16 protein-coding genes are annotated in these 17248 nt (G+C 42.2%); all 16 read right to left on the reverse strand.

Annotation, left to right across the window (positions count from 1 at the left end):
- Positions 1-22 precede the first annotated feature (22 nt).
- The gene (locus OO184_RS17390) at positions 23-1138 is read right to left on the reverse strand and encodes a beta-ketoacyl synthase N-terminal-like domain-containing protein (RefSeq protein ID WP_265380251.1); all 1116 of its coding nucleotides are present in this window, start codon (positions 1136-1138) and stop codon (positions 23-25) included.
- Positions 1131-2417 carry a beta-ketoacyl-[acyl-carrier-protein] synthase family protein gene (locus tag OO184_RS17395; protein WP_265380252.1) on the reverse strand — a complete coding sequence of 429 codons (1287 nt, stop codon included), beginning with the start codon at positions 2415-2417 and terminating at the stop codon, positions 1131-1133. Before OO184_RS17395 ends, OO184_RS17390 begins: the two co-directional genes overlap by 8 nt.
- A 953-nt stretch (positions 2418-3370) precedes the next feature.
- Positions 3371-4186: a cyclase family protein gene (locus OO184_RS17400; RefSeq protein WP_265380253.1), complete on the reverse strand. Its 816-nt coding sequence runs from the start codon at positions 4184-4186 to the stop codon at positions 3371-3373.
- Positions 4179-4892, reverse strand: a complete 714-nt coding sequence (locus tag OO184_RS17405; protein WP_265380254.1) for a 4'-phosphopantetheinyl transferase family protein — start codon at positions 4890-4892, stop codon at positions 4179-4181. The genes OO184_RS17400 and OO184_RS17405 overlap by 8 nt, the downstream gene beginning before the upstream one ends.
- Positions 4893-4894: 2 nt before the next feature.
- Positions 4895-5671, reverse strand: a complete 777-nt coding sequence (locus tag OO184_RS17410; protein ID WP_265380255.1) for an SDR family oxidoreductase — start codon at positions 5669-5671, stop codon at positions 4895-4897.
- An 860-nt stretch (positions 5672-6531) separates the two neighbouring features.
- The gene (locus OO184_RS17415; protein WP_265380256.1) at positions 6532-6849 is read right to left on the reverse strand and encodes a helix-turn-helix domain-containing protein; all 318 of its coding nucleotides are present in this window, start codon (positions 6847-6849) and stop codon (positions 6532-6534) included.
- Between the two features lie 88 nt (positions 6850-6937).
- Positions 6938-7351: a type II toxin-antitoxin system RelE/ParE family toxin gene (locus OO184_RS17420; protein WP_265380257.1), complete on the reverse strand. Its 414-nt coding sequence runs from the start codon at positions 7349-7351 to the stop codon at positions 6938-6940.
- Between the two features lie 577 nt (positions 7352-7928).
- On the reverse strand, positions 7929-9308 hold the full coding sequence (locus OO184_RS17425; protein WP_265380258.1) for a VasL domain-containing protein: 1380 nt from the start codon (positions 9306-9308) through the stop codon (positions 7929-7931).
- A gap of 54 nt (positions 9309-9362) precedes the next feature.
- Positions 9363-9797, reverse strand: coding sequence for a type VI secretion system baseplate subunit TssE (gene tssE / locus OO184_RS17430; protein ID WP_265380259.1), 435 nt, complete (start codon positions 9795-9797; stop codon positions 9363-9365).
- Between the two features lie 3 nt (positions 9798-9800).
- Complete coding sequence (tssJ, locus tag OO184_RS17435; RefSeq protein WP_376712577.1) at positions 9801-10307, reverse strand: type VI secretion system lipoprotein TssJ; 507 nt, start codon at positions 10305-10307, stop codon at positions 9801-9803.
- Positions 10308-10317: 10 nt separating this feature from the next.
- The gene (gene tssG, locus OO184_RS17440) at positions 10318-11394 is read right to left on the reverse strand and encodes a type VI secretion system baseplate subunit TssG (protein WP_265380261.1); all 1077 of its coding nucleotides are present in this window, start codon (positions 11392-11394) and stop codon (positions 10318-10320) included.
- The gene (tssF, locus tag OO184_RS17445; protein WP_265380262.1) at positions 11358-13124 is read right to left on the reverse strand and encodes a type VI secretion system baseplate subunit TssF; all 1767 of its coding nucleotides are present in this window, start codon (positions 13122-13124) and stop codon (positions 11358-11360) included. Before tssF ends, tssG begins: the two co-directional genes overlap by 37 nt.
- A gap of 92 nt (positions 13125-13216) precedes the next feature.
- Complete coding sequence (tssA, locus tag OO184_RS17450) at positions 13217-14815, reverse strand: type VI secretion system protein TssA (RefSeq protein WP_265380263.1); 1599 nt, start codon at positions 14813-14815, stop codon at positions 13217-13219.
- A gap of 168 nt (positions 14816-14983) precedes the next feature.
- On the reverse strand, positions 14984-15751 hold the full coding sequence (locus tag OO184_RS17455; RefSeq protein WP_265380264.1) for a hypothetical protein: 768 nt from the start codon (positions 15749-15751) through the stop codon (positions 14984-14986).
- Between the two features lie 193 nt (positions 15752-15944).
- Complete coding sequence (locus tag OO184_RS17460) at positions 15945-16157, reverse strand: hypothetical protein (RefSeq protein ID WP_265380265.1); 213 nt, start codon at positions 16155-16157, stop codon at positions 15945-15947.
- Between the two features lie 76 nt (positions 16158-16233).
- Positions 16234-17241, reverse strand: a complete 1008-nt coding sequence (locus tag OO184_RS17465; protein ID WP_265380266.1) for a putative type VI secretion system effector — start codon at positions 17239-17241, stop codon at positions 16234-16236.
- Positions 17242-17248 lie beyond the last annotated feature (7 nt).

Genomic DNA, 17248 nt, shown 5'->3' on the forward strand with positions numbered 1-17248 from the left:
GCGTAATTAAATATTTTAGAGATTAAATTGCTGAAAAACTCAACGCACATACATGACCTTGGTTACTAAAGCGCTGAATTATTATTTGGTTAGTATTTGAAAGTTCATTTATTTTATTAGATTGTTGATCTCCATCCCCGTTATTTTCTGACAAAAATGATGATGCCAGCACTGAATCAATTACCCCGCTGACTGAAAATTGGTTATTCAAATAGGGTCTCAGATTTATAAATGATGTTTTTATCTCTTTATTTGAGAAAGCCTTACTCGTTATCTCTTTTTCATCATCATATATTCCATCCATAATAAACACAGCATTCTCATTATGGTTAAATAGCTCAGCAGTATATTCTAAGGTGTTATCCCTGGTATTTTTATCCGGTGCAAAATAATCAACAAAACCGGTTAATTCACACAATATCGAAGCGCCACGTTCTAAAGCATGTTGCCTCTCTTCCAGCACTAGAAATGCAGCGCCTTCGGAAAAATCTCCAGGCCGTTTTTCGCCAAAAACCTCAGAGTGTTTTTGGTTTGACGCTTTCTCCAGCAAATTTTTAACTAATTGGCTGGAAAGATGCTCTGACGCGCCACATAACATCACTTCCGCAACACCATTAGAAATCGCTTCCGCTGCATAGCCTATTGCTTGCATCCCTGCCACATCGGAGGTGGAAAACGTTTTAGATTGCGCGCTAAAACCATAAAGCAGTGACAATTGCCCTTGAAGCGCCGCAGGGAACCATGCTGTGGCAACATAAGGTCCCATTCCCGTTATGCCTTCAATATGGAGCGCTTTAACTTCATCCTCAATATATTGCCATCCGCCAAAACAGTTTCCGACATATATGCCAACGCGATTGGGATCAAGCTTATCTACATCCAATCTACTCGCTTTTAATGCCATTTCAACGGCGACGATACCATAAGCCGAAAATTCATCAATTTTGCGTCTTAGGCGGTTATTGATATATTTTGCCCCATCGAAATCACTCAATGTTCTTATTACAGAACTTGCGGTGGTATTATTTTTCGATTCCTGGCCCAATAACTTCTGCATGACTTTTGATTTTATGGAGGTGACATCATTGCCATCAGGATGTATTGCACCAACACCGGTAACGACAACTCTTCTACGCATTATCTACTGCCCTCATAACAATAACACTGTGAATACCAGAAAAACCACTCGATAATTTTAATGCGGTCTTAATTGGATATGCGCAACCTTGATTAGGAATATAATCTAAATCGCAATCAGGGTCCGGTGTTTGATAATTAATTGTTGGGTGAATATACTGCTTTTCTATTTCCAGACATAATGCTACAGACTCGATCGCATTAGCGGCTGCTAAAGCATGACCTGTCATTGACTTTAATGAGTTAATTGGAATATCAAATGCATTTTCTCCCAAAACAAATTTAATCGCATTTGATTCGTTAATATCATTTTGAGCCGTAGAACTGCCATGAGCACTAATATAATTTACCGCTGATGGTGATATCTGGGCATCCTTCAATGCCATATCAATGCATCGCGCCATTGCCATTCCATCCGCTGGCAAGTCAGTCATATGATAAGCGTTATTGACGGACGCATACCCTGCTAATTCAGCATAGATATGTGCTCCACGCTGCTTAGCATGTTCATAAGACTCTAAAATTAATATTCCACACCCTTCAGCAATCACAAACCCATCCCGCTCAAGGGAAAAAGGACAAGTCGCTGCTTGCTGATTTTCCAGCTCTCTTGATGATAGCGCCCCTAAAGCTTCAAAAGAGCCGATAGAGAGTGGACAAAGCGGCGCTTCACTGGCGCCAGCCAACATAACATCCGCTCTGCCATAACGGATATGCTCCATTGCAATGCCTAATGCATCAAGCCCTGCCGCACACCCGGTTGATATGTTACTGACGGACATAGATGCGCCATATTTTTTCGCAACAGAGGTGGCGGCAGAGCTGAAATCAAAGCTGTCATAATCTTCTGATTTAATTAAATCAGGGTGAATATTCTCTTTGCCCCCTTTGGTGATCCTGAGCAAACACTCTTCCATTCCCTCAGCATCGGCAATCGCTGTTGCTATCGCAACACCAAAACGCCGGCCATCAATGTCTGAAGGTTTTAAATTTGCATCTTGCATTGCCATTTCAGAGGCTTCTAGCGCAAACTCAAGATATTTACGCTCACTTTTCAGCACAAACTCTTTGTTATTACTCTTGCTACCGTCAACTTTTCCTATTGCTCCGCTTTTAAAACCAAATTTTTCTCTTCCCCACTCATATTCAATTACCCCCGATTTGCCGTTATGAATATTGTTCCAAAATTCATTAACGCCAACACCTGTCGGTGCAACAACACCTAGCCCTGTCACCACAACTCTACGCGGTTGAGATTCATTTCTGTTATTTATTATCACAATAATTATCTCGATAAAATATAAAATAAACACTTATTCAGGTAAGTTTTATTAATATAAATCTCACCCATTTTCATTTAAGAAAATCATTATTTTCAAGTAGTAAGATTAAACTACTTTATTTATCTTCAAATTCACATTTGTTATATATTTTTTTTGATTTTTATCTCCTAACAAAAATTTTTGAAAATAAGCACCAAACCATAACTCCATTTGAATACCCATTTGGTTATTTCACTGATTTTTCATCTACTTAAACTGCAAGAATAATATGAATATTTCAGGTTAAACCAAACTAAGTTAACTCCCTTCAATCTGCATATATACCTGTCATTTTTCAAGTTGCCTCTTTGTTGGCTGCACTCACTCACCACGATCACATAGTTCTCTATGTTTCCGGGGATTCGCTCCCTTGCCGTCGCGATGCACCTTGAAATCCATAGGGTATAGATAGAATAATTAAGCTTTTTCTTAATGACTCAATTTATTCTTAAAAATCATCCAGAAAGGAGATGACAAATTTATTATCATAGAGCTTATAGCTGCTCACACTACAACATAGCAAAGATAATATATCTTTTGCTAACTTATTTATCACCTTGCTCACTGGAATTTCCGATTAAATCGGCGTATCTACTCTACCTCTAGTTATTAATTTACACTGAGCTATATCTTTGTGGATTCGATACAAGTAAATCATGCAATGCACAATTCATACCTTAAGCACCTTCTCTAAACATTTATACCCGTCATCTTTCAAGTTGCCTCTTTGTTGGCTGCACTCACTCACCCCGGTCACATAGTTTTCTATGCTCCCGGGGATTCGCTCCCTTGCCGTCGCGATGCATCTTGAAATACATAGGGTATAGGGCATATTAGATTTAGTTGTATGATCTTGAAGTTTCTTTTCTGCTCATATTTCCCCCGTCTTACCATATAATTACATATAATTATTATAATATTGCGACTACTCTACTCCATGAAGCATCTGCTTTCTCTAATTTTATTGGAAAACAGCACACTTTAAATCCATAAGGTTTAGGAATACTGGTTAAATTACAAAGCCGTTCTATCTGTAAATAAGGATGATCTCGTCCGATAAAATGAGATGGCCATAAGCAATCTTTATTCCCGGTTTTTTTATAATCGTTAATCATCTCTATGAATGGCCGATCAAAGCTAAATGCATCTGTCCCAATAATCTTTACCCCTTGCCCTACTAGCCATTGAACAGCACTACTTTCAATCGCTCTATAGTGAGTAAAATAGGATTTTGCCCCCATGAGTTTATCAGCTCCGGTATTGATAAGGACAATATCATTTTCTTTTATTTTATAATTAATTTTCTTTAATTGATTTTCTACCGCCTGTTTATCAATTGACTGATTATCATGACTAAAATCAAGCAATACACCATGACTATAAAACCAATCCAAAGGAATATCAGTAATTGTCGCTGGTTGATCTTGCCCTTCATGCCACCCATAGTGATAGGGAGCATCAATATGCGTTCCGGTATGCGTGGTCAATTGATAATACATCAGTGATAATCCCATACCATCAGGAAAATCTTTGTGATCAATGATCCACTTTTTGCGTTTGAACAGCTTTACAAAGGCTCTCTTCCACCATGAATTAGTATGGAAATACAAATAACTCTCACCTAATTTATTGGCGCCCTCTTTATGATCAACGATTCCCCTAGTTACTTTCTCAGGTTCCCAAAAATCACAATCTATAGGAACACTTAAGTCAATAATATTACTCATCTTTGTTCCTTATAATTTCGGAATAATTTATTTCCTTGATATTTGGTGTAAAAATGACTTTCTTTTGAGATAAGGCACAAACAAATTGCTGACTATGAATCAATAATGTGCTCGCCTCTAATTCTTTCATATCTTTAACAGAATCAGAGTTATTAACCAATAATTTCTCATGTAAAGTCGAAGCAAATAATTTAATATATGCTTCAAGTCTAACCCAATAGTACAATGACATTAAATGATAATAGTTATTAAATCCGAGACTAACTCCTGATAGTTGTTTTAACATTATACCTTTCATATATTCCAACTCTTTATCCTTAATAAAACGTTCAATAATTTCTGAAAATTTTACCTTAGAAGGAGTGACTTCAATATCAACACCTATTTCACTTGAGCTAAAACCAATGGCGCAATAGTTTCCTGAAGCACTCAGTGAAAAATAATATTTGAAGTCTTGCTCCGTGGATATATAAGGTTTTCCGTTATCATTCGTTATGATTTCATAATCAGATAAATACTGACTCAAAACATAACGTAATGCAGCCCGTCTAAATATAAATCTTTTTCTTCTATCCGCTAAACAAATTTGGTTATGGCGAACTATATCAGAACAGTGAATTAACTGTTCAATAGAAGTTAAATCAATATCGTCGATTTTTATAATCCAAAGATCAAAAAAATCAGATGATAAAGAAATACCGTCCATAATTAGTAATTACCTAATCCACCACACACATTAAGTGCTTGAGCGGTTACGGCCGCGGCGAGAGGGGATGCAAGATAAGCAACCATTTCAGCCACTTCATTAGGTTCAACATATCTTCCGATAGGAACACGCTCTTCTACTCTTCTTTTCGCCTCTGCGACATCAGTGCCCCAAATTTTGGCGTAATGTTCTCTAACACGCTCCGCCATGTCACTCTCAACAAACCCAGGACAAACTGCGTTAACCGTAACGCCTGAACCATTACGTGCTAATTCAAGCCCCAAGGATTTAGTCAGGCCGACAACACCATGCTTAGAAGCAGAATAAGGCGCGCCATGAATAACACCTTGTTTCCCGCCGGTGGAGGCAATATTAATAATTCTGCCGCCAGATAACATTAATTTTCTTGTCAAAGCTTCACGTATAACAAAATAAGTGCCATTTAAATTAACGTTTATGACATTTTGCCAAGTTCGTGGGCTTATTTCAGCAGTAATACCGCCACCAGAAATGCCAGCGCAATTCACCAGAACTGTCAGCTTATTATCTTCAAGATCCAGTTGGTCAAACGCTTTTTTAACATCGTCATGATTAGAAACATCACAAACTATTTTCTTTGCAAATTGACTACCATATTTATTGCGTAGTTTTTCAATTGCACTATCAAGGCGCTCAGGAGTACGCGATAATAATATTGGTTCAAAACCATCCTCAGATAATCTTTCTGTAATTGCGAAACCAATATCTCCTGTCGCACCGGTAATAAAGGCATATTTCATCTGAACTATTCCTATCGTTATTTATACCCTTCATCTTTCAAGCTGCTGCTTTGTTGGCTGCTTTCACTCACCCCAGTCACATAGTTATCTATGCTCCCGGGGATTCGTTCACTTGCCGCCGCGCTGCAACTCGAAATCTATTAGGTATATATTATTGCTATTCACGGAAAAACACGATTACCCCTTACAAGCATTATTCACAAACTAGTGACAGTTTTTGTCAGCATTTACAAAAAATATTAACGGCTTTACGTAAAGATCAATAATATACCGGTGTTACATTTACAATAACTTATAATACCAAAACTCTTTATCATGTCACTATACAAATTCATTTTTCTTTAACTAATAGAGAGTAAAATAAATACCTAGAAATAATCACATGATTTAAAAAGTGTTGAAAAATAAGATGTTATGAATTAATCGTTAGGTTATTTTTTCCATGGAATAACAATCGATAAATGGGACAAAATACAATATAGGAAAACCAGAAAGATTTTATTACCTATCTCTTAAACAGGCTTATGTACCAAATTAGCTCCATTGTTGGCACAGAGTAAGACGAAGCACGCAGTCTTACCATGAGTATGTCAGACCGTTTAAAACCGGCGATACACAAAAATTAATCGCCGGCTGGCCTATGTGACAGTTTAATGTATGCCTGATTCCTCTATAAAATATAACTTTTGGTTATATTAAATATATCAATAAATATATTTCAACAACGTTATTAAAAGGAATAAAATATAAAAAACATGACTTCCAACTATTCTATTCTCTATTAGAATAGTTTGGTTCTTAATTTTATAACAAATAATTCTCTTATTAATAATAACCTTACCAGATATTTATTATAATATTTACGCGACTTTTATTATTTTATCTACAGCGACAGTCACCATACCTTGGTGATAACTAAATTCGAAATTCCAACCGAGTCGATTTAACATATTAAATAATTTATCAATAGTGTGGTTTTCCAACTTCCCATTAATGATCTCGCTAATTCTCGCTTGAGTCGTTCCCAAAAGCTCCGCCGCTTTTACCTGACTTAAACCACGCTCCTGAATCATCTTGCGGATGATCACCATTAGTTGAGCGCGAATATGCTTATCATTTGCTTCGTTAGGATTATTGCTTGATGAAACATAAGGGTTTTTCGTTACTATAAATTCCATAATCTCTACCTTAAAATCAGTACCAAAACCGATAAGAAAACGATATCAAACAGAAAATATATCAAATTTGATATAAACGCAAGTTATTCTACGTTTTTTTACGATACTCTTCGAGCTGTTTATAACGTCCAGCAGCCGTTTTGTAATCCTTTCTAGCCACTCCCTCTGTCTTCTTCTTGAATGTATGCAACACATAAATCGCTTCTTCAAACTTAGCGACATAAATCATGCGATATGAATCAGTACTTTTAATTGTCAACTGCATAGCATAGCGACCAATCGTTTCTCTCATGGATTTCTTCTGAGCTGGAGGATACTTCACTTTTCGCTCTTTAAGTAAATCGCCATCAGATAAAACCTCATAAAAATCAAAATCATCGAAAGAATGAGGATAGTCACACTGTAAGGCTACGAGTTCAAAGTTAATTCTATCACGTACTGCATTAGGGTAATTATCTATTTCTTCCTGAACTTTAGCATTCCAATAAATTACATCTTTCATAACAGCCACTCATTAATTAACATATAGTCATTCACCAAATTCATTAAAAAATATCGAATCCACTTCTAATGAAAAAACAACTCCAGATTTAAAGATAAAACAAATCACTACATCTTACTTATAGACCTTAAAAATACATTTATCTCTATAAATTCATAGAAAACATCTTAATCCATTTATTTAAATAAGATTCCAAAATAGCGCTACATCTTATACCACTCATAACTCTATATATAACAATGGGTTGAATAGGGGAATGTGTAGCAGAATTGTGAAAAGTTATTTAAAACAATAAGTCATTCAATTCAATTAAACGTTCCTATTAATTACCCAATTCAAAAAAACCCTCGCCGAACTGAATTGTATTTAATAATAGCATCCAATTCTCGTCACGAACAACAACTGATATAAAAACCTATTCACAGGTCAGGATTATCTGTTAATTTAGAAAGAATAAAATGATCTCCATTAGCTAAAAAATTAAAAACTATCATAATCTCCCTAAATAGATAAAACATCCCCCCTTTCATGATCAGCATGTTAACCCGATTTTGTTAATTTCTTACTTTCCACCAAGCTACCCTCCTACTTTCAGCAACAAATAATAGCGATTCAGCAATTGACTAAAACGGGTGTCAATTTGCATCAGTAATGCCAGAGATACGGTACCGCTCTTTTTTTGCTCCGCCAGTTGACGCAGCAACTCTTCTAACGGCGGAGTATTCGTCAACGGCTGCCGAATACCAAACACCATAGACTTCAATTCAGAACCGGTGAGATAACGACCACGTTTTTCATCCAATGCATCAAGTCGCTCTGTCAGATGTTGCAGGCGTAACTGAGCTAAATGGTAATTTTCTAATGCCGACATAGGCAACGCCGCTGCCTCACGCTGGTGTAACCACTGATTTTGCATATCCTGTACTGCTTGACTGGCCGGCCACAATGTACGTAGCTGTTGCAATAGCCGAGAGCCATAATTCAAAGGCCACAAGCCCGGCAAAGTGTTTAAATGTGTCAATTGCGCCCGACTCGCATCCAACGTTTTATCCTGTAACTGGCTCAATAGAGCCGCATTGTCCGATTGGTGTAATTCGGCAAGTTGAGCAGGAAGCAGTGTCTGCGGTAATGGCGCCGTCGTCGCCAGTAAAGCCTCAACCAATGGGGACGGTTGTCGCATCCTGTCCACCAGCCAACCGCCTGTCACAAACAACGCACAAAATGCAACCCCCGCCACAAAACCGTGCCAAGCTTTCCAGCGCGAGGTAGTCAAAGCCTGCGCGACTTTGACTTGCGGTTGCGCCGATGAGGTTGTCTCCTGTACCACATAGACCAGTTGCGGCGAAGAGGGTTCTGCGGGCAACAAAATAGCATTGCCTTCAATAGGCTGCGCCGAGGCGAGAGATACCGGCACCGCGCCCTTTTCCTGCTCCAAACACTCTAATCGCCGGGCGCTGTTGTGAAGCTGTACACGCAGGCTGTCGAGTTTACTGACATGTTTCAGTTCCAGACGTTGAAGCACTTCGCACAGTTGCTCAAGCACCTTTTCCACCCGGTAAATTAACGGCAAGTCAATATAGGAGAAGACGAGAGTACGCAATACTTGCTGTAAGCGTGCGACCAACCAAGCGAAAATTTCAATCCGTGCATGAGTTGGTTGAGGCCAGAACTGCGCCCATTGATGGCTCACTAATCCATCAATCAATGCCAATCCTTCATCAATACCAGCTAATCCGGCGCGCTGAGCTCGGGCCAACGTGTACCAAGCGGCACTTTGTAGCTCTACACCATTTAATCGAAACAATGTCAGGCAAAGTTGTTCAACTCTGGCCCAATTAACATCGGGCCGAGCAGGATGGTTCAATTTACCTATTTCTTCTTTTAGCGCACTGAATTCCGGCAGCGCACGTGGGTCATCCCCGGTATGTATCGTGTTACCGGATGATATTGCAGTCATAACAGTTATCCTTATCAGACTATTTCAACAAGCTAGCCTAAATGAAACAGAGGGTTAATCTATATGGCCTTGTTGACGTAAGTGGCGGATTAATACTTTCCCTTCCGGTACAAATTCCGTACTAAAACGCACTAATCCTATATCTTTCAACTCAGCGTTGATGTCATAACGCAGATGCCCCGGTTCAATTTGCGCTAGTAATGTCACATTGACTTGTTTCAAACGCGGTTCATAGGTCAACAACGTGTGTTCGATTGTGGCAATCAGATTCTGTGACGACGCGGGCAGTCCTTGCAAAATGATGTTGAGATCAGGCAGACCATAATCCGGTAAATGAGCAATCGAACCCGCACGACTACTAAGGATACGTCGCATATTATCCATTACGGATAAAATCACTTGATTCCGTTCCTCGATCTGATCGATATCCAGCCCACCGTAAAAGTTGAACATCAACATTTCGTAAAGCGAAGGTCTTAGATGTTTCATTGATCACCCCTTCATCGCATTCAATGTCAGGGTGCCGCTACCCAACTCGATCGTGAGCGGTTTATCAGCATCCAATTCGTCACGCCTGATCACCAACCGCCAACCATTGTTGGCGGCATCCGGTGTATGAAACAGCCCCACAATCCCAACAAACTGTGCTGCTTTCTCCATCGGCATGTCCAGTGACACACTCCCCTTCGGCGCCACTCTGATATCCCGCTGCGTCAGTCGATCCGGCTTAAGCACTTCACTATCGCCTTTCAACAGTTCCGCATAACGGGCATGCTCAAATGCTTTATTGTCTTTAAGCTGATAAACACGTACTACCGTGCTCAACGGAGTTTGCGCGTCGGTGGCGTTAAGCGCACTGCGCGCGCTAAAATCCAAACGCAACGTTTTCACCTGTTTATGAAAAATGGATTGCGTAACGGCTACCGTGCCGTCAGTTACAGTCTGTGTCAGACCACATCCAACTAACCCTTGCGTCATCAGACACACGATGCCGCCCATCACGACGGATTTAAAATTGATAGCTGCCATTCTCGGCCTCCCTATATTGATAACTCGGTAAGAGCCCTTGATAGCGCCCCAGATTAATTTTCACCATGCCTGAAACCGTTTGTGCTCCCGGTTTCAACCCCAATACGCCTGTTCGACCTAACCGAACGCGCTGTTTCCCTAACTGCGCCGATGGCAATACCCATTTAGGTAAAGTGAGCTGTAATCGCACACTGCAACGCCAGCCCAGATAAACACGCAGCAACACCAACAGATCGGTATGCAGTTCCCCCTGCGGTAACCACCCTTGAGCTTCATCGGTATCTTCGGTATAGAGATCCAGCGCCATTTGGCTGTTAACATCCGTCCCGACTTTGCCCAGTACGGGACGTTGAGAAAGTGGAATCGGATGGTGACGACTTAAACGAACCGGTTGGGTAAACCGTACTCGCCTGCGATCATGAGGAACCACCTGTACCTGCGTGAGAGGAGCCAACAGCTTGACCAGCGCCATCACGCCTTCCGCTATCCGGGTTGGCAACCGCATGATGCTGAGCAGCGCCAGAAAGCGAGAAGCCGGCGTCGCAATATGTTGCTGGCTGCCGGCGATCCCCAAACCAATCAGCCCAAGCAAGCATTGCGAGGTTTGATCTTGACCACTCGGTTCATAAGTCGCGGGATAGGAATATTTACGCCAGATACGGTAATACTGGGTCATTATTCGATGGTTAAAAATATCCAGAAAATCTGCTACGCCTTCATAGCCTTCACTCTGCTGAACAATATCATTCAGATAAGCCGTCGGTAGTGGTGAATCCACGCCATACAAGCCAAGAAACGTTGTGCGTACTGTCGGCGGCTGTTCAGGCTGTTGCTCATCCCATTCCACACTTTTCAGTTCACCGGCAGGAAAACCCATACCGGGATCAGGCCGGAAACGGATCGGATCATCACCGGGCGACATCGTACTACCCAACGGCGGACACCCATCCCGCATACTCTCCAACAACTGACAGAAGCGATAAAAGTTAAAATCGTAAATATTCGGCGCCAGTTGCTGCATTAACCGGGAATACGCTGATTGTGATTTTCTTGCCATCGCAAACATCTCCCTGAAGGTTGAAGGATTAGTGTCAATTGGTTAAACAGATGAATATCGGTATACAGCGAGAAGAAACGGTTAAGCAGCTCTCCGAATAGGAAAATATCGCCTTCGCCGGAAAAGCCGCTGCTGTTCAGCGTAATCTCAATATCAACGCCCCGTAGTAGAAAGCCCTTTTCAAAACGTTCGATCAACGCATGTTTCACCCCAACAATGGCATCCAGACAACGGCAGTTCATCTCGTCATTCGTCCAGTTATAAAGCCCTAATGTGCCGCGCAGCACTTCCGGGTTATCCATCATGCTAAGAAAGTTAGAACCGAGATGACTCAATATCCGCCAGTGGAAACGGTCATTCGCCGGGGGATAACAGGGCAACGTCGGTGAACAAAGGTTGCTTACGCGCAACTGGCCTGCGGCGGAGTGTAATGTCTGCTCAAGTTGCGTATTACGTAATGCCTGACGAGGCAACTGGCCGTTGGTGCCGGTGATACGCAGTGAAAGGGTTTCATCATCAATCTCTGGGTCAGTTTCAAACGATTCCCCGCCGAGGATCAGCCAGGTATCGTGCAAACCCGAAGGACTTCGACATACACGAGTATGGAAATAACGCTCTGGTGCGGAACTACGCATGATACCGCCCCGATGGCGAAAACTGCTGAACGGCACAAAACGCTGCGCATCACCTCGTCGAGAAGAGGAGACTTCATCCACCGAATAAATTTCGGTATGACCATCCTGAATGCGCATCGGGCGCAGTAGATACTCATTTTGCAGCCGCGAAATGTGCATCGGATCGGCTTCAACATTGAACAAATTGATTACCGGCACACAATGCAATCGGATATTTTCCGCTGAAAACTTCAATTCATAGGGCCACAGCTCACTGAGTACGATATCCAACTCAAACCAAGGCGTACCGGTAGGAATCTCTAACGAATCCAAGCCATTGAGCGCCACAAACATAAATTTTTCGCGGAAAGTGAAATATTCCAGCAACAACTGATAACCACTGAACGCGCTCCCTTCTTTCGGCCATAAGAGATCATCACTGTCAAACCCCATCGGTGAAAAAGAGCCATTATTAAGATGAGAACGCTTTTCCTGATTCGGCAAACGCGCGTAAATATGTTGAGTCTGTCGGGTTAACGCCAGATGCAAGGCAGAACTCACCGGCCGGCCCGCTTTGAGGTACAGAGGCAACCGCGTCAAATCCACTTTATCCCACTCCGTCAACTGACCGCAGTCAAAACGCAAACGGATCACTGAACGGCCGTCGGCTTCATTCTGCAACGTAGCAGAGGCGATATGCAGCGGTGTAATCTGCACATCACGGGTAGTCCGGTAATAGCAGCGGGTCTGGCTTGGTCCTACGGGCTGAGATATCACTTCAAACCCTTTGGCGATCACTTCACTTTTTGCCAAAGTCTGATAATCGGGCGCCAATTCAACAATGGAAAGTGAAGGAATAGTCCGCATATAGTGCGGCCACAGCAAACTAATCAGCCCTTCCGTCAGTTCCGGCAAATCATCGTCAAGTTTCTGGCGCATCCGCCCTATCAAGAAAGCGAAGCCTTCAAGCAATCGCTCCACATAAGGATCGAGATCCCGCTCGTCACTCAGATTCAGCATGGCTGCCCGGTCTGGGTGCGCCTGCGCAAACTCTTTACCAGCTTCACGCAGATAGTGCATTTCCGCCTCGTAATAGCGGAGAATTAAATCATCCATATCATCACTCTTAATGGTTGTTATAAAACGAAAAGGAATAAAACAAGTCGAGAAGGCGTATGGCGGCGCCTACAACTGATAAACAGAGTCAATCACCCACAAAGCACCGAAGCTCTGACCGGATCAATCGCCACCAATCCCGCCAGCAGCGTCTCCATCCGTTGCGCCATCCTCGCTTTATCATGTTCACTGCGTTGGGCTTTCATGCGCAGCAACTTAAGCAGACACGCCTTCACCTCAAACATCAGTTCCGGCTCCCATTCGCCAAGATTGAATTGCTCATCGGCGTCAAGCTCCGTCAGTAAATGCAGCGCCATTTCATGCTTGCCGTATTGCTCAGCCACCCGCGCCATCAGCAAGCGCTGTAACCAGCGGTGGCGCGCCCCATTGATACTGGGCAATTGCCCCAACCAACGTAACGCCGCATCAATGCCTTCGCTGTCCGCCAATTGCAGCGCTTCCGCCTCCAGCGCCAACACGTCATCATCATGTCGAGGTTGTGCCGGTAAATGCTCAAACTGCCAATCTGCCTGATGGTCATGAACCTGTTGGGTGATCCAATTGGCGGTCACCTCATCAGCAAAAGGCGTTCCATCGTTATAGGCCAGACTCTCCAGCCCCGGCAGCCGTTCAAGCAGTATTCTCAGATCGTGTTTCATGATGTCCGCCCAACTTTCATAAGGGCAGCCCAATCGACTCAATGCCTGACAGAGATACCATTGCAAATCCAGACAAAAATGATTCACCCCTTCCGCAAACATGCGCTCAACCTGCTCCAATAACTCATGCCAGTTTTGTTGCCGGTAGAGCCGCTTTAGTTGGGAACGGTATTCGGTGCGGGGAGGAACCAGACGAGTACGCCCATCAGCATCCTGTGGTGGTAGCTGATGGACGGTATCCCACCGGACGCTACGTATCAGCCGGGCAGAGGAGAGCCAACCCTGAGGCTGATCACGCAGATAACGCACCAGTTCACGCGCCTGATCTAACAGATCACGCCCAGATTGCACCTGACGCCAAACCGGTGGCTTACCCGGTGCTGACGCATTACTCTGCCCCGCCGATGGCGGTACTGGAGCGGCAGTTTGCGGCACCACCGCATTTAATCCACCGGACTGAGCTAATCGGTTCTCCAGCGTTCTTGCCAGCCCGACGAAACTTGGACGAGATTCTTCATCCCAAGAGGCAAAGGATTGTTCCAGTAACGCCAACGCGGCCAGAATATGGTCAAAGTCAGTCCGATTTACCTCTGGGTAGCGTGATAAACTGTCCCGCATTTTGGCGCCAGTCAGCCACTCCAGCGCAGCTTTACGGCTGCTAGTCCGACTGGGTAACAGGGCTTCGCCAAAACGATCCGCCAATCCAGCCAATAGCGCCAACCCTTCTGCCAGACCACGTTCCCCCTCACTATGCAGACGCGCCCACACATAGTAAGTCGCCACGCGGACATCTTTGCACCGGGTGGTCAACAGCTTTTCCGCCAGTTGACAAATCAGAGCGGTATCAATGCCACTAAGTTTATTGACCTCCTCCCGCATACACAGAAAATCATCTTCATAGACCGGATCATTACCCGTGGGTACATCGGTACTAATGGGTAACAACCAGTTTTCCCACAGCGCCGCGTTCTGCCGTGCTTCTGCCAATGCATCACGTTCAATAAAACAACTCGCAATTAGCTGTTGCAGCATCTTTATATTCTCCTTTGACACTGAATATCTCTGTCAGCCATTGAAACTTGTTTTATTTCAACTAAAGAGACAGCAATAACTTCACCATTGCTATTGAGCTGATCGCTCAAGCGAATAACACCTTTAAACATCATGAACCCTATATCATTAAGGATAAATTTTTCACATTTAGAACGTGATAATATTATCGTTCGGATTATTCAATGCTGCCTGTGAAAGTAGCTTGATGACTTTTATAAGGTCGTCTCTTTCGACAAATTTCTTTGAGAATACAATGTCGATTTTTTTATTTAAATTAACAACAATCAGTACACTGTTTTCACGCTCCTCCACCCTATTAATACAGCCATAGGGCAAGAAAATAGTTTTACTCAACGCGGTTGGTGTTAATAAAAATCCCCCTTCTGTCTCGGCGAAGAAATAACGACCTTCTGTTTTACGATATGAGAGACAATGCATAACCGTCATCATCATACAAATACTAACCGCGCCCTTCATTGACATAACCAGCGTTATGCAACCAAAAATACACATCCTTTTCCAATACCTATCCCGTACAAAATAGACCGTGGAATCAGACGTCACATTACCTGCCTGATATTGATATTCATAGAATGGGGATAGTGCAACTCGTTGAATTGATAACAAACACCCAATGAAATAAACCACGCCAAATGGAAAAAGACAAGATGCAATAAACGAACTGATTTTCGCATACTTTGGCGCTTTGAGAATAACAAACAGATTAACCACCTCCAGCAAAATAAAAATCAACATCAAAGCATTGAATATCGATAATTTAGCAACAAGATGTCGCTCTTCATAAGAAAGATCAAAATAACCAGCACCAGCTACCTTTATAGCAACCAGTAAGACAAAATAGGTTAATACATTAATAGCCAAACCTACCCAAACTATTTTATAGATCTGATTCACAAAAAAACCTTAATTTACACAAAATTACAAACAAACCGAATAAAAATGGACAAAACTTTACATTGGATAATTCGTTACTGAATTCCCCAAAGAAAAGTAATCTCTTAATATCTCTACGTCTCGTTATAGATAATCCCGAAAACTCCCCATTACATGCTCTCTTTAATTTTCCTCCACGGCTTTATTACTTGAATTAGTAATAGTAGTAATAGCTGGAGTAACAGCTCTTATCCGGCAAAACCCGCTTACCACCCTTATTCAATTTTCCATCCGGGGAATTAGCTTTGATTTTCCTCAACCTCTTCAGTTCAGGGATTTTAGCTTGAAAATTCATTATTTCCTGCTCTGCTGCTTTTTTGCTATCGGAAAAATTGATGGCTTCTTTATAAGGACGAAAGGTACTCATGAGATATCCTTAATTGCATCAGCAAAACTTTTACGTTGTTCTTCATACAGTTAATTCCTATTTTTAATTACTTAAATTAGTAATAGTAATAATGGCTTGCGAAACATCCATCATCTGGTAAAACTCTTTCATTCTCTTTACCGGCTCCCTCATCTAATGAATTGGCCTTGATTTCTTTCAGCCTCTTTCTTGTGAATTGGCGAATATTGAGATTCGTAGGATTAGGGAAACCCAATACCGTGAAAATCTCTTCAGCCAACCTAAATGTCGGTTTAGGTTTTCTCATGCAGGAAAAATAGATTAACGGTGAAAGGACAATTGCCATCAACCCACAAAATGAAGCGATACATTTTATATAATCAATCATATCCTCTCTGGATTGCTCATGAAAAAGGCACGGTATCATAAATATAAAAAATAACAGTAAAGAAACATACCAAGTACCGCGTGCCTGATATTTGGCATTTGAATGAATCCCCTGTCTACAACGCGGTGTCATAGAAACCACTCTCAATTCAGGATACGCAACCGCATAAACCACATAATGCCCTCCCTGCTCGGTTACCACTAATTCAACGTAATCACCCGCCTTTGCTACAGTAAATCCCAACCAACCGTGAAATGGCACACCATTGATTTTCCCTCGTACAAAATCACAGGTATCACTCTCCCGAACCTTGGTTTGCGAATTAATTGCTGCCGCTGAGGTATTTCCTGCTATCGATAGTAATAACGCCCCATACAGTTCCCGCTCTTCCTTACGAGCAAAGGCGGCCGGATCATATTCACGATCAGTAAAATAACCAACCACACACAGGGTTTCGAACTCTTCCAATACGCCACTTACTTTTATTAATGGCTTACCCGGCGGTAATTCAGGCAGCGGCGGTTCTTTTGCTAATATCGCATCCAGTTCAGGGATTTTTTCTTTTGTTTTCTCAATCTCTTTTTCTGACTCTTCTTTACTTTCTGGGTGGCTTACTATCCAGTCAAGATTAACCTCTATCCATGTATCAAGGCTGCTCCTCTGACTTTTTATTTCTTCAAAATCAATAGCATCTTTGTAAGGACGAAAGGTACTCATGAGATAT

It is taken from the genome of Photorhabdus aballayi (assembly GCF_026153155.1).
Classification (GTDB): domain Bacteria; phylum Pseudomonadota; class Gammaproteobacteria; order Enterobacterales; family Enterobacteriaceae; genus Photorhabdus; species Photorhabdus luminescens.

Bases quoted from the DNA above. Each gene is read 5' to 3' on its own strand.
- tssE (WP_265380259.1), bottom strand. From the start codon at position 9,797: ATGAAACATCTAAGACCTTCGCTTTACGAAATGTTGATGTTCAACTTT.
- OO184_RS17465 (WP_265380266.1), bottom strand. From the start codon at position 17,241: ATGAGTACCTTTCGTCCTTACAAAGATGCTATTGATTTTGAAGAAATA.
- tssJ (WP_376712577.1), bottom strand. From the start codon at position 10,307: ATGGGCGGCATCGTGTGTCTGATGACGCAAGGGTTAGTTGGATGTGGT.
- OO184_RS17410 (WP_265380255.1), bottom strand. From the start codon at position 5,671: ATGAAATATGCCTTTATTACCGGTGCGACAGGAGATATTGGTTTCGCA.
- tssA (WP_265380263.1), bottom strand. From the start codon at position 14,815: ATGCTGCAACAGCTAATTGCGAGTTGTTTTATTGAACGTGATGCATTG.
- OO184_RS17460 (WP_265380265.1), bottom strand. From the start codon at position 16,157: ATGAGTACCTTTCGTCCTTATAAAGAAGCCATCAATTTTTCCGATAGC.
- OO184_RS17420 (WP_265380257.1), bottom strand. From the start codon at position 7,351: ATGAAAGATGTAATTTATTGGAATGCTAAAGTTCAGGAAGAAATAGAT.
- OO184_RS17390 (WP_265380251.1), bottom strand. From the start codon at position 1,138: ATGCGTAGAAGAGTTGTCGTTACCGGTGTTGGTGCAATACATCCTGAT.
- OO184_RS17425 (WP_265380258.1), bottom strand. From the start codon at position 9,308: ATGACTGCAATATCATCCGGTAACACGATACATACCGGGGATGACCCA.
- OO184_RS17415 (WP_265380256.1), bottom strand. From the start codon at position 6,849: ATGGAATTTATAGTAACGAAAAACCCTTATGTTTCATCAAGCAATAAT.
- tssG (WP_265380261.1), bottom strand. From the start codon at position 11,394: ATGGCAAGAAAATCACAATCAGCGTATTCCCGGTTAATGCAGCAACTG.
- tssF (WP_265380262.1), bottom strand. From the start codon at position 13,124: ATGGATGATTTAATTCTCCGCTATTACGAGGCGGAAATGCACTATCTG.
- OO184_RS17405 (WP_265380254.1), bottom strand. From the start codon at position 4,892: ATGGACGGTATTTCTTTATCATCTGATTTTTTTGATCTTTGGATTATA.
- OO184_RS17400 (WP_265380253.1), bottom strand. From the start codon at position 4,186: ATGAGTAATATTATTGACTTAAGTGTTCCTATAGATTGTGATTTTTGG.